The sequence below is a fragment of the Aeromonas sp. FDAARGOS 1403 genome (assembly GCF_019047325.1).
In the GTDB taxonomy this organism is placed as follows: Bacteria; Pseudomonadota; Gammaproteobacteria; order Enterobacterales; family Aeromonadaceae; genus Aeromonas; species Aeromonas dhakensis.
Genome location: NZ_CP077249.1, coordinates 505,785 through 524,226, shown reverse-complemented (window position 1 = coordinate 524,226; position 18,442 = coordinate 505,785). Strand labels below are relative to the sequence as shown.

Genomic DNA, 18,442 nt, shown 5'->3' with positions numbered 1-18,442 from the left:
TTCGAACTTTGGTTCTGTGCCGGCACAAGGCCGTGCTCTTTGGCTCTTGTCTTTAAAACAACAACGCCGCCCTCTCGGGCGGCGTTTGGCCTTATGACAATGCCTTGTCATGAGGTGGGGCGTCTACCTTGTCACCGGTAGGGTGGTCACCCTCCTTGATCCAGGCATCCAGCAGGGTGTAACCCACCGCCAGCACCACGGGACCGATAAAGAGGCCGATGATCCCCATCGCCAGCAAGCCGCCGATAACCCCCACCAGAATGAGGATGAGCGGCAGGTCTGCACCGCGCTTGATCAGGAAGGGGCGCAGGAAGTTGTCCATGGTGCCCGCCAGCAGCGACCAGACCAGCAGGAAGGTGCCCCAGGTAGTGTCGCCACTCCAGTAGAGGTAGCCGACGCAGGCCAGCAGCACCGGGAAGGGGCCAATCTGGGCGACGATCAGCAGGAACATCACCACCACCAGGATCATGGTGTAGGGGATGCCGGCAATCAGCAGACCGATACCGGCCACCGAGGATTGCACCAGGGCGGTCACCACGACCCCCATGGCCACGGCGCGGATCGCCTGTGAAGCGAGCACTGTGGCGTTGTCACCGCGCTCGCCGGCCAGCCGGTGGGCGAAGCGACGAATGCCGGTCGCCACCACTTCACCGGAGTGGTAGAGCAGGCCGCAGATGCCGACGGTCAGCAGGAAGTGGACGAACAGCAGCCCCAGGTTGCCCGCCTGGGAGGCGAGCCAGCGGGCGGTCTGGCCGAAGTAGGGGGCCAGCTTGGCGAACAGCACCTGACCACCGCTCGCCAGGATCTGCTGCCAGAAGTCATAAAGCTTGCTGCCCACCAGTGGCACCTGCTGCAGCCAGAGCAGCTCGGGGGGCGGGGAGTGGCTGATGGTGGTGCCCAGCTCGATCAGCATGGGCGCCTTCTCCGCCACGTTGGCCAGCGCCATGAAGAGCGGGATGACGAACATCAGCAGCAGCACCAGGGTCATGAAGAGGGCCGCCAGGGCGCGCTTGCCCCACAGCAGGCGCTGCACCATTAACATCAGTGGCCAGGTGGCGATGGTGATCATGGTGGCCCACACCAGCGCGGGCAGGAAGGGGCGCAGCACCATGAAACAGGAGACGATGAGGAGGCTGATAAACAGCACTCCCAGGGTTATCTTGGCTAAATCCACTTTTTTCATATTCATAGCAATCCCTTGTCAGGGCCTGGGCCCTTGGGTAGCGGGTCATTATTCACGAGAGAGAGTATCCACCAGAGACCGGCGCTCAACCAGAGCCCCAGACAACAATAAAGCAGCCACTGGCCGAGCAGAATGAGCCAGGAGCTGGTCAGCCAGAGCGGCAGCGCCCACCACAATGCCCCCAGCGGCAGGCCACCGAGCAGGGCCAGCAAGGGGAGGCGCCAGCCGGCCGGCGCCGTGCGCGGCAGCGGCAACATCATGCCGAGGGTCAACCCCAGGCTGAAGGTGGCCAGGCCCGCCAGTGCCGAAGATTGGCTCCACCCGGCGGCCAGCGCGCAGGCGAGGGTGAGCCCGGCCCAGCCCCGGCGACTGGCTGCCAGGCCGGCGAGGCGGGGATACAGGGCCAGCAGCAAGGCGCCAAGTAGCAAACCGGCAGCCACGTCCGACAGGAAGTGCACCCCGAGCCAGACCCGGGCCAGTCCGGTCAGGGTGGCCAGCAGCAGGGCCAGGGTGGCACTGCGCCAGGGGTTGGCGGGCCAGCAGGCTCTGAGCAACACTCCCCAGAACAGCAGCGCAGAGGCGGCGTGGCCGCTCGGCATGCCGAAGCCCTGGGCGCTGCCCTGTGCCAGGGCGGGGTCGAGATGGAAGGGTCTGGGCCAGCCAATCCCCTCCTTGGCCAGCTGCACCAGCAGGGTGAGGGTCAGCATGGCCAGCAGCAGTTGGCGCACCCGGGGCCAGCCTAGCCAAGGCAGCAGCAAGGGTAGCAGGGCAAGCTGAAAGGCGGCTGAACCGAGCAGGTTGCTGACCTCGAGCCAGCGAGCCAGGGCACCGAGCCAGGTCTGCAGCTGGTGGATCAGCGGGACTTCCATGCGGTGCAGTGCATTGCCCTCGCCACGAAAATCGGGCAGCCAGAGCACGGGGCTGTCGGGCATGGCGGCCAGTTGGGGGGCTAGCCAGTCGAGCTGGGCCGGGAAACGGCGCTGATCATCCGGCAACCGGGCCGGCGCGATCAGCCTGGCGTTGAGGATCTCGCCGCCCAGATTGGGGGCCTGCAGCAGGGAGACGAAGCCAGAGCCGGTCTGTGCGCGGATGGGCTCCAGAGTCTCACAGGCAAACAACAGGGCGCGCTGCCATGGCCCCAGCTCGGCGACGACCCGGCCCCGCAGACCTGTCTCTTCATACAGCTCCCGCAGCGCCGCCTGTTGCGGCGTCTCCCCTCCATCTATGTAGCCACCGGTCAGGCTGTAGCGGGAGGAGACCCTGTCTTGCACCAGCAACAGCTGCTGCTGGTGCTTGACCACGCAGACGGCCGCCGTCGGGGCGGCAAGGAGGGGCGGTGACGACAGCAGGAGGCAGAGCAGCAAAAAACAGTGGCGCAACATGAAGGCCTGACCGATAGGGGGTGATGGGCACAAGCGTCACAGAAATCAGATAGTTGGGCAATGGTTTGTGGCCGGGCGCCGGGGCCGGGCCGGCGTGGCAAGCGGGCGACCCGGCGCGCAAGGATTGCCGTGGGGTAAGGCAGTCCCTAGTATTGGCAGCTATGTTATTTCCATGCAGCAAACCTTGGGACCTTCCATGAAACAGTTTGGTTTTTTTCTGGGCATCGCCATCGGTGTCATCCTGATCCTGTTCGGCAGCATCGTCATCTTCCAGGCCCTGCCTGCCGCGCTGGACGTGCTGGAGATGCCGAGCCGCATCCCCTTCGTGCGCGAGGTGTACACCTGGCTGATGACCAGTGCCAGCGGCCTGACCGGCCAGCTGGAGCAGAACTTCCTGGAGGCGTTCCAGACCGTGCTCAAGCTGATCCTGCTCATCACCTTCATGTGGGTCTGCGTCAAGCTGGTCAACATGGGGGTCTTGATCATCCGGGCCGGGGTTGACCTCATCCGCACCGCCATCGAGCACAGCGAGGGCGTCCAGAACAAGAAGTCCGAGCACGACCATCACTTCCAGTGAGCGGCTCACACCATGAAGCAGGCCACCTTCGGGTGGCCTGCTTGCATCTGGTACTTACTCTATTCGCGGCAGGTGATCGGCCGGAGGTGGCTGCACCACATCCTGGTAGCGGGCGATGAGCTGCTTGAAGGCCTCCCCCTGTCTGACCTTGTCGAGCGCCTGCTGCAGGCGGGCGACCTGCTGTTTGTCCGCCGCCGGGTTGAAGGCGAAGCAGTTGTCCTGATCCGCCAGGGTGGCGACGGTGACGAAGGTATCGGACGAAAAACCGAGCTGCCTGGCCTGATGAAACAGCATCACCTCGTTGCCGGCCACCAGATCGGTGCGGGCCATGATGAGCTGGCGCACCACCTGATCCATGCGCTCCACCGACATCAGGTTGGCGGGGCTGATGCCCCGGTTGAGCAGCAGCTGCTCTCCCACGTCCGCCTGCATCACCCCGATCTGCAGCCTGGTGAGATCGGCCTTGCCGGTCACCTTGGGGGCATCCCGCTTGCGGCCCACCAGCGACACCCGCGAGTGGCTGATGGGGCAGACCCAGAGGAAGTGGGGATCCCGCGCCCGGGTGTGGGCCGTGGTGAACAGCACGGCATCCGGCTGCTGGGTCAGCAGGTACCAGGCCTTGGCCCAGGGCATGAAGTGGATGGGCTGCTCCGGCTCCCCCATCTCCTGCCACATCAGTCTCAACAGCTCCACCGCCAGGCCGGTGCTGTTGCCCTTCTCATCCTGGCCGTTGAACGGCATGTTCTGCTCGGAGTAATAGGTGAACGCCGAGGCGGGCAGGGCGGCCCCCAGACAGCAGCAGACAAACAGACCGAGCAGACGCGACATGGCAGCACTCCTTGCGAAAAGTCGTCTTCATCCAGTTTAGGGAGTTATGCCGAGAAGTTCATGATTTCCGCTGCCAGGGCGCGGGCGGAAGGGGAGTGTGGGAGGGGAAAACAGCCAGGCCATCTTGCGATGGCCTGGGGAGGGGTTATTTGAGCAGGGCTTCCATCTCGGCTTCGGCGGCGGCGCGCGCGGCTTCAGCCTTGGCAGCCGCATCGGCGACCGCCTTGCCGGCGGTGGTGGCATCCGCGCTGCTGACCGCCTGCTTGGCCGGTTCGGTCACGGTCTTGGCGGCCTGCTGCTGCACGGTGGTCGTGGCGCTGCTGACTGCCTGCTTGGCAGGTTCGGTGACTGTCTTGGCAGCCTGCTGTTGCACGGTGGTCGTGGCGCTGCTGACCGCCTGCTTGGCAGGCTCGGTCACGGCCTTGGTGGCTTGCTGCTGCACGGTGGCAGCGGCGCTGCTGACCGCCTGCTTGGCAGGCTCTGCCACTGTCTTGGCAGCCTGCTGTTGCACGGTGGTCGTGGCGCTGCTGACTGCCTGCTTGGCGGGCTCTGCCACCGTCTTGGCAGCCTGTTGCTGCACGGTGGCCGTGGCGCTGCTGACTGCCTGCTTGGCGGGGTCGGTCACTGTCTTGGTGGCCTGTTGCTGCACGGTGGCAGCGGAGCTGCTGACCGCCTGCTTGGCAGGCTCGGTTACGGCCTTGGTGGCCTGCTGTTGTACGGTAGCAGTGGCACTGCTGGCTGCCTTGCCGGCTTGTTGCTGGGCCGAGGTAGCGGCGCCGTTCACGACCTGCTGGGTGGTGTCAGCCATGGTCTTGCTGGCGCCCTGCTGCAGGGAACCCAGCACGCTGCCGAAGAGCGAGCCACCGGTGGCGGCGCCGCTCAGGTTGTTGGTGGCACCGGAGAGCGCACTGGCTGCCGGATTGCCCTGCGCCTGCCAGTTCTGCATCTCGCTGGGCCAGCTCGGAGCGCTGGCCGCCAGGTTTTCGCCAAAGACCTGGGGCGTGCCGTCGCCCTTGAGCAGCATCACGGACATCTGGTTGGTCTGCGAGTTCCAGACCATGCCTGCCTGCTTGGCCACCTCGGGCATGGGGGCATAGCGGGAGACCACGTAGAACAGCGGCCCCTCCTGCTGCAGCTCGTTGGCGGTCTTGAGCAGCTGCATGGTGCTGTCGTAGTTGGGGCCGAGGATGGCGGTCATCCGGTCCTTGATCAGGGGCTGTTCAAACAGGTTGGCCTGGTTGGGATCGAAGCCGACCAGGGGTTTGAGCAGGGCCCACATCAGCTGGCTGGTGGGGCTCATCATCAGCAGGGGGGCAACGCAGGCGGACAACATCAGGCTCAGGCAGGCCGCCTGGAGCAACGGCATGATACGCATTGGGATAATATCCAAATAACGATTTGATTAATAAGGTTATATTTGTCTGGGGCCGACAAATTCAACGGGTTTTCCTGGCCCGGTTCTGAGACGGGCGGGCAGGCGCTGGCAGGCTACCATATTGGCTTGGGAATGCCAGAGAGGGCACCGCTTATTAATCAAGTTTGTGCGGCTGCCGGTCGCTTCCATTCTTCATCAAGCGAGGAGTGACATCATGAATTCAGGCAAGAGGGCAGGCGGCTGGCTGCTGCTGGCACTGCTGGGCGGTGCGACCGGTATCGGCGTGGCGGCAGAACCGAAGCGGACGGAAGTGGGCAGCGAGCTGGTGTTGCCGCTGGGATCGCTGCCGGAGCGGGTCTGCTGGTATCAGGATCAGAAGTATTCGGCAGGGGCCCGGATCCGGCAGGGTGATGACTGGCTGGAGTGCGCTGCGCAAAACGAACAGGAGAGCAACGGGCCTCTGGTCTGGCGCGAGCCACAAAGGGCGTCGGATGCGGCTGGCAAGGCGACGCAGAGCGGCACCATCACCGTGGGTCAGTGAGGCTTTTCTTGATCCAGCTAAAGACATGGACGTGACCTCTATCGCATAATGCGGCTCTTTTCCTCTCTTGACTGGGACTTCAGAAATGGCTCGTCGCTCTTCCAACACTCAACGTCGTCGCAACAGCTGGTGGTACAAACGCCTGTTGGTACGGGAACGTGCAGAGCGCGAAGCGCGTTCCGTTCGAGATTGATACTGCAGTGAAACACGGAGCCTCTGGCTCCGTTTTTTATTCATCATGCGCCGTGATGATGCGGGGGCCCTTGGGCCCCTGTTTTGTGTGTCCGCCGCCCGGTGCAGCCAGTGGACGGATCCGTTCACCTGGTCCGGCCCGCGGCGCTGCCCCATGACGATGGGACGCCGAATTGCCCGCGCAAATAACCGTGGCAGGGGGATGACCGGACCCTTCTGATACTGCATGATGAAGTTTTCGAGAAGGAGCCTCAGATGCAGATCACCATTCGTCACGCCGAACCGGCCGATGCCCCCGCCTTGCGGGATCTCTATGCCATGCCCAATGCCCAGGCGGGCACCCTGCAACTGCCCTATCCGACCCTGGGGGTCTGGCAGAAGCGACTGGAGAGCGGCAGCGTGGTGGCGCTGGTGGCTGAGGTCGACGGTCTGCTGGTGGGGAATATTTCACTCCATATCGAGCCCAACCCGAGGCGCAAACACGTGGCCTGTATCGGCATGGGGGTGCGGGATGACTGGGCGGGCAAGGGAGTGGGCTCCGCCCTGTTGGGGGCCGCGCTGGAGATGGCCGACAACTGGCTCAACCTGCGCCGCATCGAGCTGACCGTCTATGCCGACAATGCAGCGGCGCTGGCGCTCTATCGCAAGTTCGGCTTTATCGAGGAGGGGCTGGCCCGTGGTTTCGCCTTTCGCCAGGGTGAGTATGTGGACGCCCTCTATATGGCGAGGATCCGGCCATGATCGACTACCGCCGCCGGCTCATCCCGGTGCTGCGGGCGCTGGAGCAGGATCCGGATCTCACCATCGAGGCGCTGGCGGAGCGGGCCTGTCTCTCCCTCTACCATTTTCACCGGGTGTTCACCGCCGTGGCGGGGGAAGCTCCGGGCGAGATGTGCCGGCGCCTGCGCATGCAGCGTGCCGCCTGGCAGCTCTGCTACACAGATGCCAGCGTCACCGCCATCGCGCTGGGGGCTGGGCTCGGCAGCTCCCAGGCGTTCGCCAAGGCGTTTCGTCGCTACTATGGCTGCACCCCGGGGGAGTTTCGCCGCGACAAGGGCAAGAATGGACACCTGGAGAGCAAGGATGGACACGCATGGGATGGTCTGTCCCCTTATGCTGAAGGCCACTCATCAGCAAGGAGCAACACCATGAAAACCGTCGAGATGGATGCCCGTACCCTGGCCTATGTGCGGGTCACCGGTCCCTATGGCGAAGGCTATGACGCCGTCTGCGGCCGCCTGCACCAGTGGGCCGCCGCCCGCGGGCTGGAGGGCGGGGAGTGGATCTTCATCTACCACGACAACCCGGAGGTGACGCCGCCGGCCCAGTGCCGCACCGATATCGGCATCACTGTGCCGCCCCAGACCCGGGGCGAAGGGGAGGTGGAGACCCAGCTCATTCCGGCCGGCCGTTATGCCCAGTCCCGCAACCTCATCACCGATCGCAGCCAGTACGGGCCGCGCTGGCAGGAGCATGTGGGCGACATAGTGGCGGCCGGGCTGGAGTTCGGCAGCGGCCCCTGCTTCGAGCTCTACCACAGCGTGAGCAACGATCCCCTGCGCGACGACGTGAGTTTCTGCTCCAGCGTGCGCTAGACGCGCGGCAATAAAACGAGGCGCCTGTGGGCGCCTCGTTTTATTTGGGATGGAGGCTGGCCGTTACCTCATCATGGCTGGCTGGGCACCTTGTCCCGCCGGGATTTCCACCACCAGCGCAGGCGGATCTGGGAGATCAGCATGCCCGCCAGCATCAGGGCGCAGCCGACGAAGGCGCGCTCGTCCAGGGTTTCCCCCAGCAGCAGGACGCCGCCGATGGCGGCGAACACCGTCTCCAGGCTGAGGATGATGGCGGCATGGGCCGGGTGGGCGCCACGCTGGCCCACCACCTGCAAGGTGTAACCCACCCCCACCGACACCAGGCCGGCATAGAGCAGCGCCTGCCAGCCGGCGACGGCACCGGCCACCGAGGGGGTTTCGATGAGGAAGGCGGTGGCCAGGCTGAGCAGGCCGCACACCACGAACTGCACCCCGGCGAGGCGAATGGGGGCGACCCGGCTCGAGTAGTGATCCAGCACCAGCAGGTGCACCGCCCAGAACAGGGCCCCCACCACCTGCAGCAGGTCGCCGTAGCCGATGGTGAAATCTTCGGTGACACTGAGGTAGTAGAGTCCCGCCATGGCGATGAGGGCGCCAACCCAGGTGTTGGCCCCCGTCTTGTGGCGCAGGGCCAGGCCGATGACGGGCACCAGTATGATGTAGAGGCCGGTGATGAAGCCCGCCTTGGCGGCCGTGGTGTAGAGCAGCCCCACCTGTTGTAGCGATGCGGCGCTGAACAGCACGGTACCGGCGATGAGGCCGCCGGTCAGCAGCAGGCGGCGATCCCCGGCCTGCCCGCCCGGCTGGCGGGATTTGAGCCACCACAAGAGCGGCAGCAGGGAGAGGGCCCCCAGCAGAAAGCGCAGGCCGTTGAAGGTGTAAGGCCCCATGTGGTCCATCCCGAGCCGCTGGGCGACGAAGCCCAGCCCCCAGATGGCGGCGGCCATCAATAACATCATGTTCGAACGCATAGATTCATCCCTGAAAGACGGACGGGCAGGGCCGTGCCGCAAAGCGCCAGCCTCCAAGATAACCGTGAGCGGGGGGATTTGTCTTGCGCTGTCGGTGAGGTTGGCGGCGTGAGCGGTTATCCCGCTGCAGAGCCGCAGGCCGGGGGACTTAGCCGTTGGTGATTCTGGCCAGCAGGGGAATGAGGGCGAGCAGCAAGAGGTTGCCGCGCAGGATCCAGATCACCCAGAACTGCTGCTGAATGGAGACCATGGGGGCGCGTCCCTGGCGCAGGGAGCGGCGCCAGCGATAGAAGAGGCGGCTGGGGTAGCCAAAGCTGATGGCCATCACGAAGAACAGCAGCAGCTTGGTGCGATAGCCCGGATTGGCGAGCAGCACGGCCGGTTCATCGGGGTGGGCGAGCACCTGCAGCACCCCGGTGATGAAGATGAGCAGCAGGGCCAGCGCCGCCAGACCGTCGGCCAGCAGCAGCTTGCGCACCTGCTCGATGGACATGCCGCGGCGGAACAGGAAATATTCGGAGGTGATCGCCCCGGTCAGGGTGATCACGGCGCAGTAGTGCAGCGCCATCAACAGGTCCGGGTTCAGCATCCGTGTCGATTACCTCTAATTGAGCAGATAAACAGCTTCCTTTTGGACGCCATCTCGCGCTGCTGATATTCTGACACTACGCGTGGTCTGGCAATAGCAGGAGTCAGGATTGGTTAAACGAGCGGTCGCCAAAAAAACCTGGTCCCTGGTAACCAGGATGCGTCTGGGCCTGCTTTTGCTGTTCATTCCGGTGCTGATGCTGGGTGGTATCTACTACCTGCACATGGAGCGGAGTCTGCAAAGCGAGCTGCAGCAACGCCTGCTCGCCACCAACCACCAGCTTCGTCACGTCTTCATCGAGCCCTATCTGCACGAGATGGAGCGCCAGTTCACCCTCATCTACGACAGGGTCAAGGTTGAGGACATCAGCGGTCCCCGCCTGCTCAACACCGAGACCTATCTGAAGGAGTGGCAGCTCTACAAGGGGATCATGGCCGATCTGGTCTACATCTATGTCGGCACCGCCGAGCGTCAGATGCTGATCTACCCCGATTGGCAGGCGGATGCCAACTTCGATCCCAGGGTGCGCCCCTGGTATCAGCTGGCCAGCCAGCACGTGGGCAAGATGGTCTGGACCGAGCCCTATTACGACTACACCAACGGCAACCTGGTGATCGCCCTGGCGCGGGCCCTGACCGACAGGGAGGGCAAGGTGCGCGGGGTCCTTGCGGTCGATGCCATCCTGGCTCCCTTCTCCGCTCAGCTGAATCGTCAGCTGGGTGAGGGCTACCAGATGATCGTCAACCAGTCCGGCAAGGTGCTGGCCCATCCTGACGCGGCCCAGCTGCTCAAGCCCATGGCCCACCCAGAATGGCTCGCTCACTTCACTCAGGAGGACGGCATCTTTCTGGACAAGGACTCCCGCCAGTTCGTGGCCTACAGCAGGCTGCAGGAGCGCAACTGGGTACTGATCAGCGTGCAGCCGGCGGCCAGCGTGATGGCGGTGGTGGACAGGGTCTCCCTCAACGTGCTGCTGATGGTGGCGCTGGCCTGTGTGCTCTACCTGATGCTGGCGCTGATCTGGTCCCGCTATTTTCGCCGCATGCTCGACGAGATCTCGAGCATGATCCGGGCCAGCCGGATGGAGCCTGACGGAGTACCCCTGGGGGGCATGCGCGAGCTCAGGCACGTCTATGCCGAGCTGGCCGAGGTGAGCAAGGATTATCACGAGGCGCGCCAGCAGGCCAACCTGGACAAGCTGACCGGCCTCTACAATCGCCGCTTCTTCGACGAACGTTTCAACCGACTGCTGCAGGATCAGCAGCCGTTCTGCCTGGCCATGGTGGATCTGGACGACTTCAAGCGGGTCAACGACACCTTCGGCCATCAGACCGGGGATGTGGTGCTCAAGCGGGTGAGCCAGCTCGGCCGGGCCCTGCTGGGGGATCACGGCTGGGTCTGCCGTTACGGTGGCGAAGAGCTGGTGGTGTTGCTGGTCAACCCGGACATCCACTTCTGCCAGATGCTGCTGGAGCAGTTCCGCAAGGGGGTGGAGTCACTGGACTGGCGCGAGCCGGGGCTCAGGATCACCTTGAGCGGCGGGCTGGTGGCCAGCCGGGCGGGGATGGATGGCAAGGCGCTGCTGGCGGCGGTCGATGCCGAGGTGTATCGCGCCAAACGCGACGGCAAGAACTGTATCCATCTGGGCCGAGCAGAGGCGAAGGGGCAGGAGGAGACGCCCCCTGCCGACGATGCACTGCTGAGCAACGAAGAGGCCTGAGGGCCTCTTCTTCATTCAGGAGGCAAGCTGCCAGTCGAGAGTGGGCCAGGCCTGCTCGGTGGCGATCTGGCGCAGGCCCGGGGCGGGATTGACCGCGTGGGGGTGGGTCACCGCCTGCAGCAGTGGCAGATCGTTGTGGGAGTCGCTGTAGCCGTGGCTCTCCCGCCAGGGGTCGGTGCTTGCGGCAAACAGCTGGTTGATGCGGGCCACCTTGCCCTCGCGAAAACTGAGGGTGCCGCGGGTCTGACCGGTCAGCATGCCGGCCTCTTCATCCAGCAGGATGGCCACGCAGTGATCCATCCCCAGCATCTGCGCCATGGGAGCCACCAGATGCTCGCCGGAGGCGGAGATGAGCACCAGCTCGTCGCCCCGCTTGCGGTGCCACTCGATGCGCTCCACCCCCTCAGGGTAGATGCGCTCGCGCAGCACCTGCTCGGCAAAGCGGGCACAGAGCGGGTCGAGCCACTGGCGCGACTTGCCTGCCAGCGGCTGCAGGGTGAAGGCCATGTACTGGTGCATGTCCATCTTGCCCTGATGGTAGAGGGACATCATCGCCTGCTCCTCGACGATCATGCCGGCTGGGGCCAGCTCCTCGGTCACCATGTACTCCAGCCAGAGGCTGGCGGAATCCCCTGCAATCAGGGTCTCGTCCAGATCAAACAGTGCCAGTGCCATGGGTGCTCCTCGCAGTGAAAATGGAAATGTAATGGGGCGTCATGCTACCTCACAGAGTTGATCCCGGGCCACCGCCAGGGTCACGGCACTGCCCACCGGCAGCAGATCCCGGGCCGAGCGGTTGAGGCAGTCCACCGTCAGCAGGCCCGCCGCGCAGCTCACCTGATAGCGGATCACGTTGCCGAGCAGCTGCTGCCCGCTGATAACCCCCGGCAGGTGCGGCTCGTCGCTGCGGGCGCCGGCCGGCAGCAGGGAGAGGGATTCAGGTCGCAGCGCCAGCTTGCCACGGCAGTGCTGGCCGAACAGGGCCTTGGCCTGCTCGCCATCGAGCAGGTTGTAGTTGCCGATAAAGCCCGCCACGAAGGCGTCGGCGGGGCGGGTGTAGATCTCCTCCGGCGTGCCGCTCTGGACGATGGATCCCTTGTTCATCAGGAAGATCCGGTCCGACATGGTGAGCGCCTCCTCCTGATCGTGGGTGACGAAGATGGTGGTGAGCTCGAGGCGCTGCTGGATCTCGCGGATCTGCTGGCGCAGGCTGCGGCGGATTCTGGCATCCAGCGCCGAGAGCGGTTCGTCCAGCAGCAGGATCCGCGGCTGCACTACCAGGGCCCGGGCCAAGGCCACCCGCTGGCGCTGGCCACCGGAGAGTTCGGCCGGATAGCGGCGCTCGAAGCCGGTCAGCTCCACCAGCGCCAGCGCCTCCTGCACGCTGGCGGCCAGATCCCGCCCCGGCTGGGGCTTCATCTTGAGGCCGAAGGCGACGTTGTCCCGCACCGTCATGTTGGGGAACAGGGCATAGCTCTGGAACACCATGCCGATGCCCCGCTTCTGGGGTTCCTGCCAGGTAATGTCCTCACCGGCCACCCGCACCTGACCGCCATCCACCGGGGTGAGCCCGGCCAGCGCCCGCAGCAGGGTGGACTTGCCGCAGCCGGAGGGACCGAGCAGGGTCACCAGCTCCCCCTTGCGGATGCCGAATTCGATCCCCTCGAACACTTTGGTGTCGCCGTAGGATTTGTGCAGTTGATTCACTTCTAGATGGAACATCTTGATTCACCTATGAAATCTGTTCGCCGCCCAGGTGAGCAGCAGGGTCAGCAGGAAGTAGCTCATCACCAGTGCGCTGGTGAAGTGGCCCGAGGTCGAACGCATGTTGTAGAGATAGACCTGCAGGGTCTCGTAGCGGGTGCCCACCAGCATGTTGGCGAACACGAACTCGCCGAGCAGGAAGGAGAGCGACAGAAACAGCGCCGCCAGCAGCCCCTTGCGCAGGCAGGGGATCACCACCAGCAGGAAGGCGCGGCGGCTGCTCGCCCCCAGCAGGTGGGCGGCATCCATCAGATCCCTGAGCGGCACCCCCTGCAGGCTGTTGGCCAGCGCCCGGTACATGAAAGGCAGCACCACGGTGAACCAGGTGCCGATCAGGATCCACGGCGTGCCTATGATGGGCAGGACGCCGTCGGCGTAGATCTGCAACAGCCCTACCGAGGAGACCACGGGCGGCACCGCGAAGGGGAGCAGGATCAACAGGTTCATCCAGGGATCCAGCTTTGGGAAGTAGTAGGCCACCACCAGCACGGTGGGCACCAGTACCAGGGTCCCCAGCAGCAGGGTGGCGAAGCAGACCAAGAGGCTTCGGCCAAACGCCGCCAGAAAGCGCGGGTCGCCCCAGAGCTTGAGATACCAGTCGAGGGTGAAGCCGTCAGGCAGCAGGGTGGCCCCCCAGCGGGTGGAGATGGAGTAGAGAAAGGTGGCCAGCAGCGGCAGCAGCAGGGTGGCCACCAGCCCACCCAACACCCACTTGGGCCAGCGCGGCGTCAAATCATGCATGGGATTGCCCCTTGTTCACATAGCTCTTTTTCAGCAGCCACTGGTTGGCGGCCGTCACCACCCCCAGCAGCACCATCAGGATCACCGCCAGCGCCGCCGCCATATTGGGCTCGAGGAAGATATCGCCGGAGACCAGGCTGGCCACCCGGATGGTCACCAGGTTGAAGTTGCCGGTGGTGAGGGCGTAGGCGGAGGCATAGGCCCCCACCGCGTTGGCAAACAGGATGATCAGGGTGCCGAGCAGGGCGGGGGTGAGCACCGGCAGCGCCACGTGCCAGACATATTGGCTCTTGCTCGCCCCCAGCAACGCGGCGGCCTGCGGCCACTCATCCTGCAACGCATCGAAGGCCGGGTAGAGCAGCAGCAGGGCGAGCGGGATCTGGAAGTAGGTGTAGATGAGGATGAGACCGCTGCCTGAGTAGAGGTTGAAGCCGTCGATGAGGCCCCAGGATTTCAGCAACAGGGTCACGGCGCCATTGATGCCGAGAATGATGATGAAGGCGAAGGCCAGCGGCACCCCGCTGAAGTTGCCGGTCATGGTGACGAAGGCCAGCAGCACCCGCTTGACCCGCTCACCGCTGTGGCGCAGCGCCGCCGCCCCGAGCGTGCCGATGGCGAGCCCCGCCAGACTGGCGATGCCGGCGATGCGCAAGGAGTTGCCGAACGATTGCAGATAGAAGGGGGAACTCAAAATCTCCCGGTAGTAGTCGAGGCCCCAGCCATCCGGGGTCTGAAAACTGCCCACCAGCACCCACACCATGGGGGCGAGCTGGAACAGGATCATCAGGAGAACGAACGGCAGCAGCACCAGGGCGGGCAGCCAGTGGCGGCGCAGCCGGCGCCGGGTGACGGTCGGTTGATCCGTGAGGATCTCGGTGGTGGCGGGCATCATCAGTGTACCTCCGGCAGGTTGCCGGCCTTGAGCAGCGGCGGGCAGCCCGGCTTGTCGTGGGAAACTCCCAGCAGGTCGGCCATCAGGGCGCAGAGCTGGGTCTGCTGCATGGCGGGACCGGCTGGCCACTGGGCCACGAACGCATCGCCAAACAGCCAGAGCGGCACCCGGCGCTCTTCGGTCAGAGTGCCGCCGTGGCTCAAGTCGTTGTTCATGCCGTGATCCGAGGTGATCACCACCTGATACCCCTCCGCCAGCCACTGGGGCAGCAGGTCGGCCAGCAGGCTGTCCATCCGGCGCGCCTGATTGCGGTACTGACGGGAGTCGAGGCCAAACTGGTGGCCCGCGTCATCCACCCCCATCGGGTGGATCAAGAGAAAATCGGGGTCGTACTGGCTGCGCAGCCACTCGCCATCCATCAGCAGGTGGCTGTCGGGGTAGCCGTCATCCCAGTAGAAACAGCCGTGCTGGATGGGCAGTCGCTCGTCATGGGTGAAGCGATCGCGGGCCGCTTGCCAGGGGCTCTGGTTGTAGAGTTCGCTCACCCAGTGGTAGGCCGCGGCCGCTGTGCGTTTGCCGCCCGCGCGGGCCAGATGGAAGATGGACTCCTGCCGGCTGAGACGGCTCACCCCGTTGTGGGTGATGCCGCTCTCCACCGGCGTCGTTCCGGTCAGGATGCACTCGTAGAGGGGCCGGGAGAGGGAGGGCAGGGCGCAGCTCAGGGTGGCCTGCAACCCCTGTCCCGCCTCCACCATGCCCGCGAGGTAGCCCATGCAATGGGCTACCTCGGCAGAGAGGCCATCCACAAGTACCACTATCACCTTGTGTTGCACTGGCCGCTCCTTACTGCATGTTGATCATGACGGTTTCCTGCCACTGGCGCGGCAGTGCCTTGGAGCTCTGCTCCCAGGCGGCGTGATCCTGGACCGGTTTGGCATTGGCGTACTGCTCGGCCGGCAGCAGCTTGGCCTTGACGTCATCCGGCAGGGTCACGTTGCTGCGGATGGGGCGGGCGTAGCCGCGCGCCAGGTTGATCTGGCCGGCGTCGGAGAGGATGTATTCCCGCGCCAGCTTGGCGGCGTTGGGGTTCTTGGCCCACTTGTTGATGATGGTGGTGTAGCCGGCGATGACGGAACCGTCGCTCGGGATCACCACATCAAACTTCTTGGGGTCGATCTGGTCGCGGTAGTTCAGGGCGTTGAAGTCCCACAGCACACCCACTTCCACTTCTCCCTTCTCGATGTTGGCGATGGTGGGGTCGTTCAGCGACAGACGGCCCTGCTGGGCCAGCTTGCCGAACAGCTCCAGCGCAGGCTTGAGGTTCTTCTCGCTGCCGCCGGTGGCATAGGCCGCCGCCAGCACGCCGTTGTTGGCCTGGGAGGCGACACCCACGTCACCCAGGGTCACCTTGTAGTCGCCGCCCAGCAGGGATTGCCAGCTGGTGGGGGCCGCCTTGACCAGATCCTTGTTGATCAGGAAGGCGATGGTGCCGGTATAGGCCAGCATCCAGTGACCATCAGCATCCTTGGCCCAGTTCGGAATGTCGGCCCAGGTGGAGGGTTTGTAGGGCTGGGTGACCCCCTGCTTGACCGCGACCGGGCCGAAGGCGCCGCCCACGTCGCCGATGTCGGCGGTGGCGTTGCCCTTCTCGGCGGCGAACTTGGCGATCTCCTGGGCCGAGCTCATGTCGGTGTCCTGATGCTTGATGCCGTAGATGCTGCCGAGCTGTTGCCAGGTATCCTTCCAGTTGGCCCAGCTGTCCGGCATGCCGACGCTGCTGAGCTGGCCTTCACCGCGGGCGGCCTTTTCGAGATCCGCGATGTTCTCGGCGGCAAACAGTGGCTGACTGATGGCCACCAGGGCCAGTGCACTTGCGATCACGCTTTTCATCATTCCATCCCTCTGGACTAGGTCAGTTAAGGTTCGAGAGGGATGCTAGAGGGGAAATATGACGGTGGCGGGGCGCTTTGATGGCAGTTTGATGACAATCGCCCTGTCATGGCGCTGTCATCCTGCACGGTTACAACTCTCAATCCGAGTGAGGTTGGACTACTCCAGCGAGGGGTGAACCAGCCACAGCAGCCAGGATGATCGACAGGAAGATGAGCGTGATCGAACCGAGATTGAGCGAGCGGGCAGTGGCCGATGGCCGCGCCTCCAAGTGTGAACAGATTTGCCAGACCCTGCGCCGCTATATCGGCAGCGGCCAGCTGGAGGCGGGGCAGCAGCTGCCCGCCGAGCGGGCCCTGAGCGAGCGCTTCGCCACCACCCGTATCACCATCAAGGAGGCGCTCTCCAGCCTCGAGGCGGACGGCCTCATCTACCGGGCCGAGCGGCGCGGCTGGTTCGTGGCGCCCCCCAGGCTCACCTACGACCCCGCCATCCACACCCACTTTCACCAGTGGATCGGCGAGCAGCAGCGCACCGCCGAGACCCGGGTGCTGGCCCACGGCGGCGAACTGGCCAGCAGCGAGCTCTGCCGCTGGATGGGGCTGGAGCCTTTTACGCCGCTCTATGAAATCCGCCGCCTGCGCCTTATCGATGGCCGCCCCGTGCTGCACGTCAGCCACCACCTGCTGGCCAGCCGGTTTCCCGATATCGCCAGCGCGCCACTGGCCAGCTCCCTCACCGAGCTCTATCGGGAGCGATATGGCATAGGCCAGGGTGGGGCGAGCCTCGAGATCACCCCCTCGGCGGCGCGCGGCGCCATTGCCCGCGCCCTCAATCTGGCGGAGGGGAGCGCCGTGCTGCGGCTGGTGCGGGTCAACTACGACGAGCGGGGAGCGCTGGTGGATTGCGACATCGAACACTGGCGACCGGATGCCATCCGCATCTGTCTCGATACGCGAGCATTGCAGCCCCTCGCAGGCAAGCTGCCGCAAACCCGGCTCGTGGATCAGGGGTGATCCGGCGTGTCCTGGCGGGTCATGCCTGTGAGGAAAGGAGGGGGAGCGGATCCCGCGGGATCCGCCGGGATCAGTTGTCGATATTGGGGATCAGATCGTCGAAGCTCTGATAGCCGCAGTCGGCCAGTTGCAGCGACATGGTGTAGGTCTTGCTGCCCTCCCGCTGGCCGATGGCGGGGCGGTTGAGCTTGAGCTCCTGATGCCAGTACTCCTTCATCCGCTCGATCAGCGCCATCGCCTCGCTCTCGTCCAGGTGGAGCTGACACAGCGCCATGTAGTTGTTGGGCCTGTGCATGTTCTCCACCAGATAGTCCCCCAGCACCGACATCGCCTGGCGCGCCTGCTGACGGGCGAAGCGGCTGTGCTGCTCGAAGCTGATCCGCTCGCTGATGAGGAAGTGGTAACTGTTGTCGATGCCGAGCTGCAGGATGCCGAGCTTCTCCAGCTTGCGCAGGTAGAGGTAGCAGGAGGCATCGGTCAGGCCGTACTCCCGCTTGAGATCGATGAGAGTCTTGTCGCGCCAGAAGATGTTGGCGAGAAAGGCGTAGAGACCGGGCTCATTGTGGAACGCCTCGTCCTGCTCCTGGGTGAAGACGGCGCGCCGGCTCTGGGCGTCCTGGGTGCGGTCCAGCAGCTCCTCGAATGAGAGCCCCACCAGGTGGCACACCTCCAACAGGGTGTCGAACGGCAGGGAGGGCTTGTTCATCATCCGTTTGACGGTGGCGATGGAAACCCCCATGGCTTCTGCCAGGGTCTGATAGCGGATCCCCTTGTCGGTCAGGGTCTTCTTCAGGGTGTCGAGAATATTGTTGGCCAGGGTCTGGCTGTAGGTCATGCAACTATTCCTTTATCTGCATTTTTATGTTGTGTCAGAAATTGAGTTATTTTGTCGTTGTGGGCTCAGATACTGACACTTTAAAAAACCAGAGGAAACAAACCCGACCTAATCGATTGAAATGGCCAGACCAGTCGTGCTCGAAGGTTGCAGATAGTGATACTCTGCGGTGCATATCCTTCAACCGTTCAACATTTTGCTGGTGGCGCATAAAACATCGCGCATAATTCAAAACGAATCGGATTCAAGACCTTCCTGGTTGAGAAATCGATTGTTTGCTTCCAATTTAAGGGTTTTTTAAACCGCAAGGTTTTTTATTCTTTCCTGGCATTGAGCGGAACTCGCAAGAGG

19 protein-coding genes are annotated in these 18,442 nt (G+C 64.2%); 6 read left to right on the top strand and 13 right to left on the bottom strand.

Annotated features, from left to right (window positions below):
- Positions 1 to 91: 91 nt before the first annotated feature.
- The gene (gene ydiK, locus I6L33_RS02590) at positions 92 to 1,189 is read right to left on the bottom strand and encodes an AI-2E family transporter YdiK (RefSeq protein WP_005306214.1); all 1,098 of its coding nucleotides are present in this window, start codon (positions 1,187 to 1,189) and stop codon (positions 92 to 94) included.
- Positions 1,186 to 2,565 carry a phosphatase PAP2 family protein gene (locus tag I6L33_RS02585; RefSeq protein ID WP_216973497.1) on the bottom strand — a complete coding sequence of 460 codons (1,380 nt, stop codon included), beginning with the start codon at positions 2,563 to 2,565 and terminating at the stop codon, positions 1,186 to 1,188. The genes ydiK and I6L33_RS02585 overlap by 4 nt, the downstream gene beginning before the upstream one ends.
- Positions 2,566 to 2,761: 196 nt before the next feature.
- On the opposite strand from I6L33_RS02585, the gene I6L33_RS02580 reads away from it, so the two are divergent.
- A complete protein-coding gene (locus tag I6L33_RS02580) occupies positions 2,762 to 3,142 on the top strand; it encodes a hypothetical protein (RefSeq protein ID WP_216973496.1) in 381 nt (126 codons plus the stop codon).
- Positions 3,143 to 3,196: 54 nt separating this feature from the next.
- Here I6L33_RS02580 and I6L33_RS02575 read toward each other — a convergent pair whose 3' ends face one another.
- Complete coding sequence (locus I6L33_RS02575; RefSeq protein WP_017787909.1) at positions 3,197 to 3,970, bottom strand: ABC transporter substrate-binding protein; 774 nt, start codon at positions 3,968 to 3,970, stop codon at positions 3,197 to 3,199.
- A gap of 145 nt (positions 3,971 to 4,115) precedes the next feature.
- Positions 4,116 to 5,345 carry a hypothetical protein gene (locus I6L33_RS02570; RefSeq protein ID WP_216973495.1) on the bottom strand — a complete coding sequence of 410 codons (1,230 nt, stop codon included), beginning with the start codon at positions 5,343 to 5,345 and terminating at the stop codon, positions 4,116 to 4,118.
- A gap of 214 nt (positions 5,346 to 5,559) precedes the next feature.
- Here I6L33_RS02570 and I6L33_RS02565 point away from each other — a divergent pair, with 214 nt between their 5' ends.
- The 3 genes from I6L33_RS02565 (at position 5,560) to I6L33_RS02555 (ending at position 7,673) form a co-directional block, all read left to right on the top strand.
- On the top strand, positions 5,560 to 5,886 hold the full coding sequence (locus I6L33_RS02565; protein WP_010635865.1) for a YnjH family protein: 327 nt from the start codon (positions 5,560 to 5,562) through the stop codon (positions 5,884 to 5,886).
- Between the two features lie 447 nt (positions 5,887 to 6,333).
- A complete protein-coding gene (locus tag I6L33_RS02560) occupies positions 6,334 to 6,819 on the top strand; it encodes a GNAT family N-acetyltransferase (RefSeq protein ID WP_005306188.1) in 486 nt (161 codons plus the stop codon).
- Positions 6,816 to 7,673 carry a GyrI-like domain-containing protein gene (locus I6L33_RS02555; RefSeq protein WP_139726222.1) on the top strand — a complete coding sequence of 286 codons (858 nt, stop codon included), beginning with the start codon at positions 6,816 to 6,818 and terminating at the stop codon, positions 7,671 to 7,673. The genes I6L33_RS02560 and I6L33_RS02555 overlap by 4 nt, the downstream gene beginning before the upstream one ends.
- Positions 7,674 to 7,744: 71 nt before the next feature.
- Here I6L33_RS02555 and I6L33_RS02550 read toward each other — a convergent pair whose 3' ends face one another.
- Together I6L33_RS02550 and I6L33_RS02545 are read right to left on the bottom strand one after the other, a co-directional pair.
- Positions 7,745 to 8,644 (bottom strand): DMT family transporter, encoded by a 900-nt coding sequence (locus tag I6L33_RS02550; protein ID WP_024941245.1) that lies wholly within the window; start codon positions 8,642 to 8,644, stop codon positions 7,745 to 7,747.
- A 148-nt stretch (positions 8,645 to 8,792) separates the two neighbouring features.
- The gene (locus I6L33_RS02545) at positions 8,793 to 9,233 is read right to left on the bottom strand and encodes a DUF2214 family protein (RefSeq protein WP_216973494.1); all 441 of its coding nucleotides are present in this window, start codon (positions 9,231 to 9,233) and stop codon (positions 8,793 to 8,795) included.
- 109 nt (positions 9,234 to 9,342) lie between these two features.
- Between I6L33_RS02545 and I6L33_RS02540 the strand changes: the two genes are divergently transcribed.
- Positions 9,343 to 10,953: a sensor domain-containing diguanylate cyclase gene (locus tag I6L33_RS02540; protein ID WP_216973493.1), complete on the top strand. Its 1,611-nt coding sequence runs from the start codon at positions 9,343 to 9,345 to the stop codon at positions 10,951 to 10,953.
- Between the two features lie 15 nt (positions 10,954 to 10,968).
- Here I6L33_RS02540 and I6L33_RS02535 read toward each other — a convergent pair whose 3' ends face one another.
- From I6L33_RS02535 to I6L33_RS02510, 6 genes are read right to left on the bottom strand one after another with little or no spacing between them, the layout of a single operon-like run.
- The gene (locus I6L33_RS02535; protein WP_216973492.1) at positions 10,969 to 11,628 is read right to left on the bottom strand and encodes an HAD family phosphatase; all 660 of its coding nucleotides are present in this window, start codon (positions 11,626 to 11,628) and stop codon (positions 10,969 to 10,971) included.
- A 39-nt stretch (positions 11,629 to 11,667) separates the two neighbouring features.
- Entirely contained in the window at positions 11,668 to 12,675 is a 1,008-nt protein-coding gene (locus tag I6L33_RS02530) for an ABC transporter ATP-binding protein (RefSeq protein ID WP_216973491.1), read from the bottom strand.
- 6 nt (positions 12,676 to 12,681) lie between these two features.
- Positions 12,682 to 13,458 (bottom strand): ABC transporter permease, encoded by a 777-nt coding sequence (locus tag I6L33_RS02525; protein WP_017765538.1) that lies wholly within the window; start codon positions 13,456 to 13,458, stop codon positions 12,682 to 12,684.
- Positions 13,451 to 14,350, bottom strand: a complete 900-nt coding sequence (locus tag I6L33_RS02520) for an ABC transporter permease subunit (RefSeq protein WP_216973490.1) — start codon at positions 14,348 to 14,350, stop codon at positions 13,451 to 13,453. Before I6L33_RS02520 ends, I6L33_RS02525 begins: the two co-directional genes overlap by 8 nt.
- Positions 14,350 to 15,183, bottom strand: coding sequence for an alkaline phosphatase family protein (locus I6L33_RS02515; protein ID WP_017780865.1), 834 nt, complete (start codon positions 15,181 to 15,183; stop codon positions 14,350 to 14,352). Before I6L33_RS02515 ends, I6L33_RS02520 begins: the two co-directional genes overlap by 1 nt.
- A gap of 10 nt (positions 15,184 to 15,193) precedes the next feature.
- Complete coding sequence (locus I6L33_RS02510) at positions 15,194 to 16,240, bottom strand: ABC transporter substrate-binding protein (RefSeq protein ID WP_005306158.1); 1,047 nt, start codon at positions 16,238 to 16,240, stop codon at positions 15,194 to 15,196.
- 197 nt (positions 16,241 to 16,437) lie between these two features.
- On the opposite strand from I6L33_RS02510, the gene I6L33_RS02505 reads away from it, so the two are divergent.
- Complete coding sequence (locus tag I6L33_RS02505; protein WP_017765540.1) at positions 16,438 to 17,256, top strand: UTRA domain-containing protein; 819 nt, start codon at positions 16,438 to 16,440, stop codon at positions 17,254 to 17,256.
- Positions 17,257 to 17,326: 70 nt separating this feature from the next.
- Here the strand turns inward: I6L33_RS02505 and I6L33_RS02500 are convergent, their stop codons facing one another.
- Positions 17,327 to 18,091, bottom strand: coding sequence for a helix-turn-helix transcriptional regulator (locus I6L33_RS02500; protein WP_216973489.1), 765 nt, complete (start codon positions 18,089 to 18,091; stop codon positions 17,327 to 17,329).
- Between the last annotated feature and the right edge of the window lie 351 nt (positions 18,092 to 18,442).

What these genes read in the sequence shown, in the direction of transcription:
- ydiK (WP_005306214.1), bottom strand. Translation starts at nt 1,189, where the DNA reads ATGAATATGAAAAAAGTGGATTTAGCCAAGATAACCCTGGGAGTGCTG.
- I6L33_RS02585 (WP_216973497.1), bottom strand. Translation starts at nt 2,565, where the DNA reads ATGTTGCGCCACTGTTTTTTGCTGCTCTGCCTCCTGCTGTCGTCACCG.
- I6L33_RS02580 (WP_216973496.1), top strand. Translation starts at nt 2,762, where the DNA reads ATGAAACAGTTTGGTTTTTTTCTGGGCATCGCCATCGGTGTCATCCTG.
- I6L33_RS02575 (WP_017787909.1), bottom strand. Translation starts at nt 3,970, where the DNA reads ATGTCGCGTCTGCTCGGTCTGTTTGTCTGCTGCTGTCTGGGGGCCGCC.
- I6L33_RS02570 (WP_216973495.1), bottom strand. Translation starts at nt 5,345, where the DNA reads ATGCGTATCATGCCGTTGCTCCAGGCGGCCTGCCTGAGCCTGATGTTG.
- I6L33_RS02565 (WP_010635865.1), top strand. Translation starts at nt 5,560, where the DNA reads ATGAATTCAGGCAAGAGGGCAGGCGGCTGGCTGCTGCTGGCACTGCTG.
- I6L33_RS02560 (WP_005306188.1), top strand. Translation starts at nt 6,334, where the DNA reads ATGCAGATCACCATTCGTCACGCCGAACCGGCCGATGCCCCCGCCTTG.
- I6L33_RS02555 (WP_139726222.1), top strand. Translation starts at nt 6,816, where the DNA reads ATGATCGACTACCGCCGCCGGCTCATCCCGGTGCTGCGGGCGCTGGAG.
- I6L33_RS02550 (WP_024941245.1), bottom strand. Translation starts at nt 8,644, where the DNA reads ATGCGTTCGAACATGATGTTATTGATGGCCGCCGCCATCTGGGGGCTG.
- I6L33_RS02545 (WP_216973494.1), bottom strand. Translation starts at nt 9,233, where the DNA reads ATGCTGAACCCGGACCTGTTGATGGCGCTGCACTACTGCGCCGTGATC.
- I6L33_RS02535 (WP_216973492.1), bottom strand. Translation starts at nt 11,628, where the DNA reads ATGGCACTGGCACTGTTTGATCTGGACGAGACCCTGATTGCAGGGGAT.
- I6L33_RS02530 (WP_216973491.1), bottom strand. Translation starts at nt 12,675, where the DNA reads ATGTTCCATCTAGAAGTGAATCAACTGCACAAATCCTACGGCGACACC.
- I6L33_RS02525 (WP_017765538.1), bottom strand. Translation starts at nt 13,458, where the DNA reads ATGCATGATTTGACGCCGCGCTGGCCCAAGTGGGTGTTGGGTGGGCTG.
- I6L33_RS02520 (WP_216973490.1), bottom strand. Translation starts at nt 14,350, where the DNA reads ATGATGCCCGCCACCACCGAGATCCTCACGGATCAACCGACCGTCACC.
- I6L33_RS02510 (WP_005306158.1), bottom strand. Translation starts at nt 16,240, where the DNA reads ATGAAAAGCGTGATCGCAAGTGCACTGGCCCTGGTGGCCATCAGTCAG.
- I6L33_RS02505 (WP_017765540.1), top strand. Translation starts at nt 16,438, where the DNA reads ATGATCGACAGGAAGATGAGCGTGATCGAACCGAGATTGAGCGAGCGG.
- I6L33_RS02500 (WP_216973489.1), bottom strand. Translation starts at nt 18,091, where the DNA reads ATGACCTACAGCCAGACCCTGGCCAACAATATTCTCGACACCCTGAAG.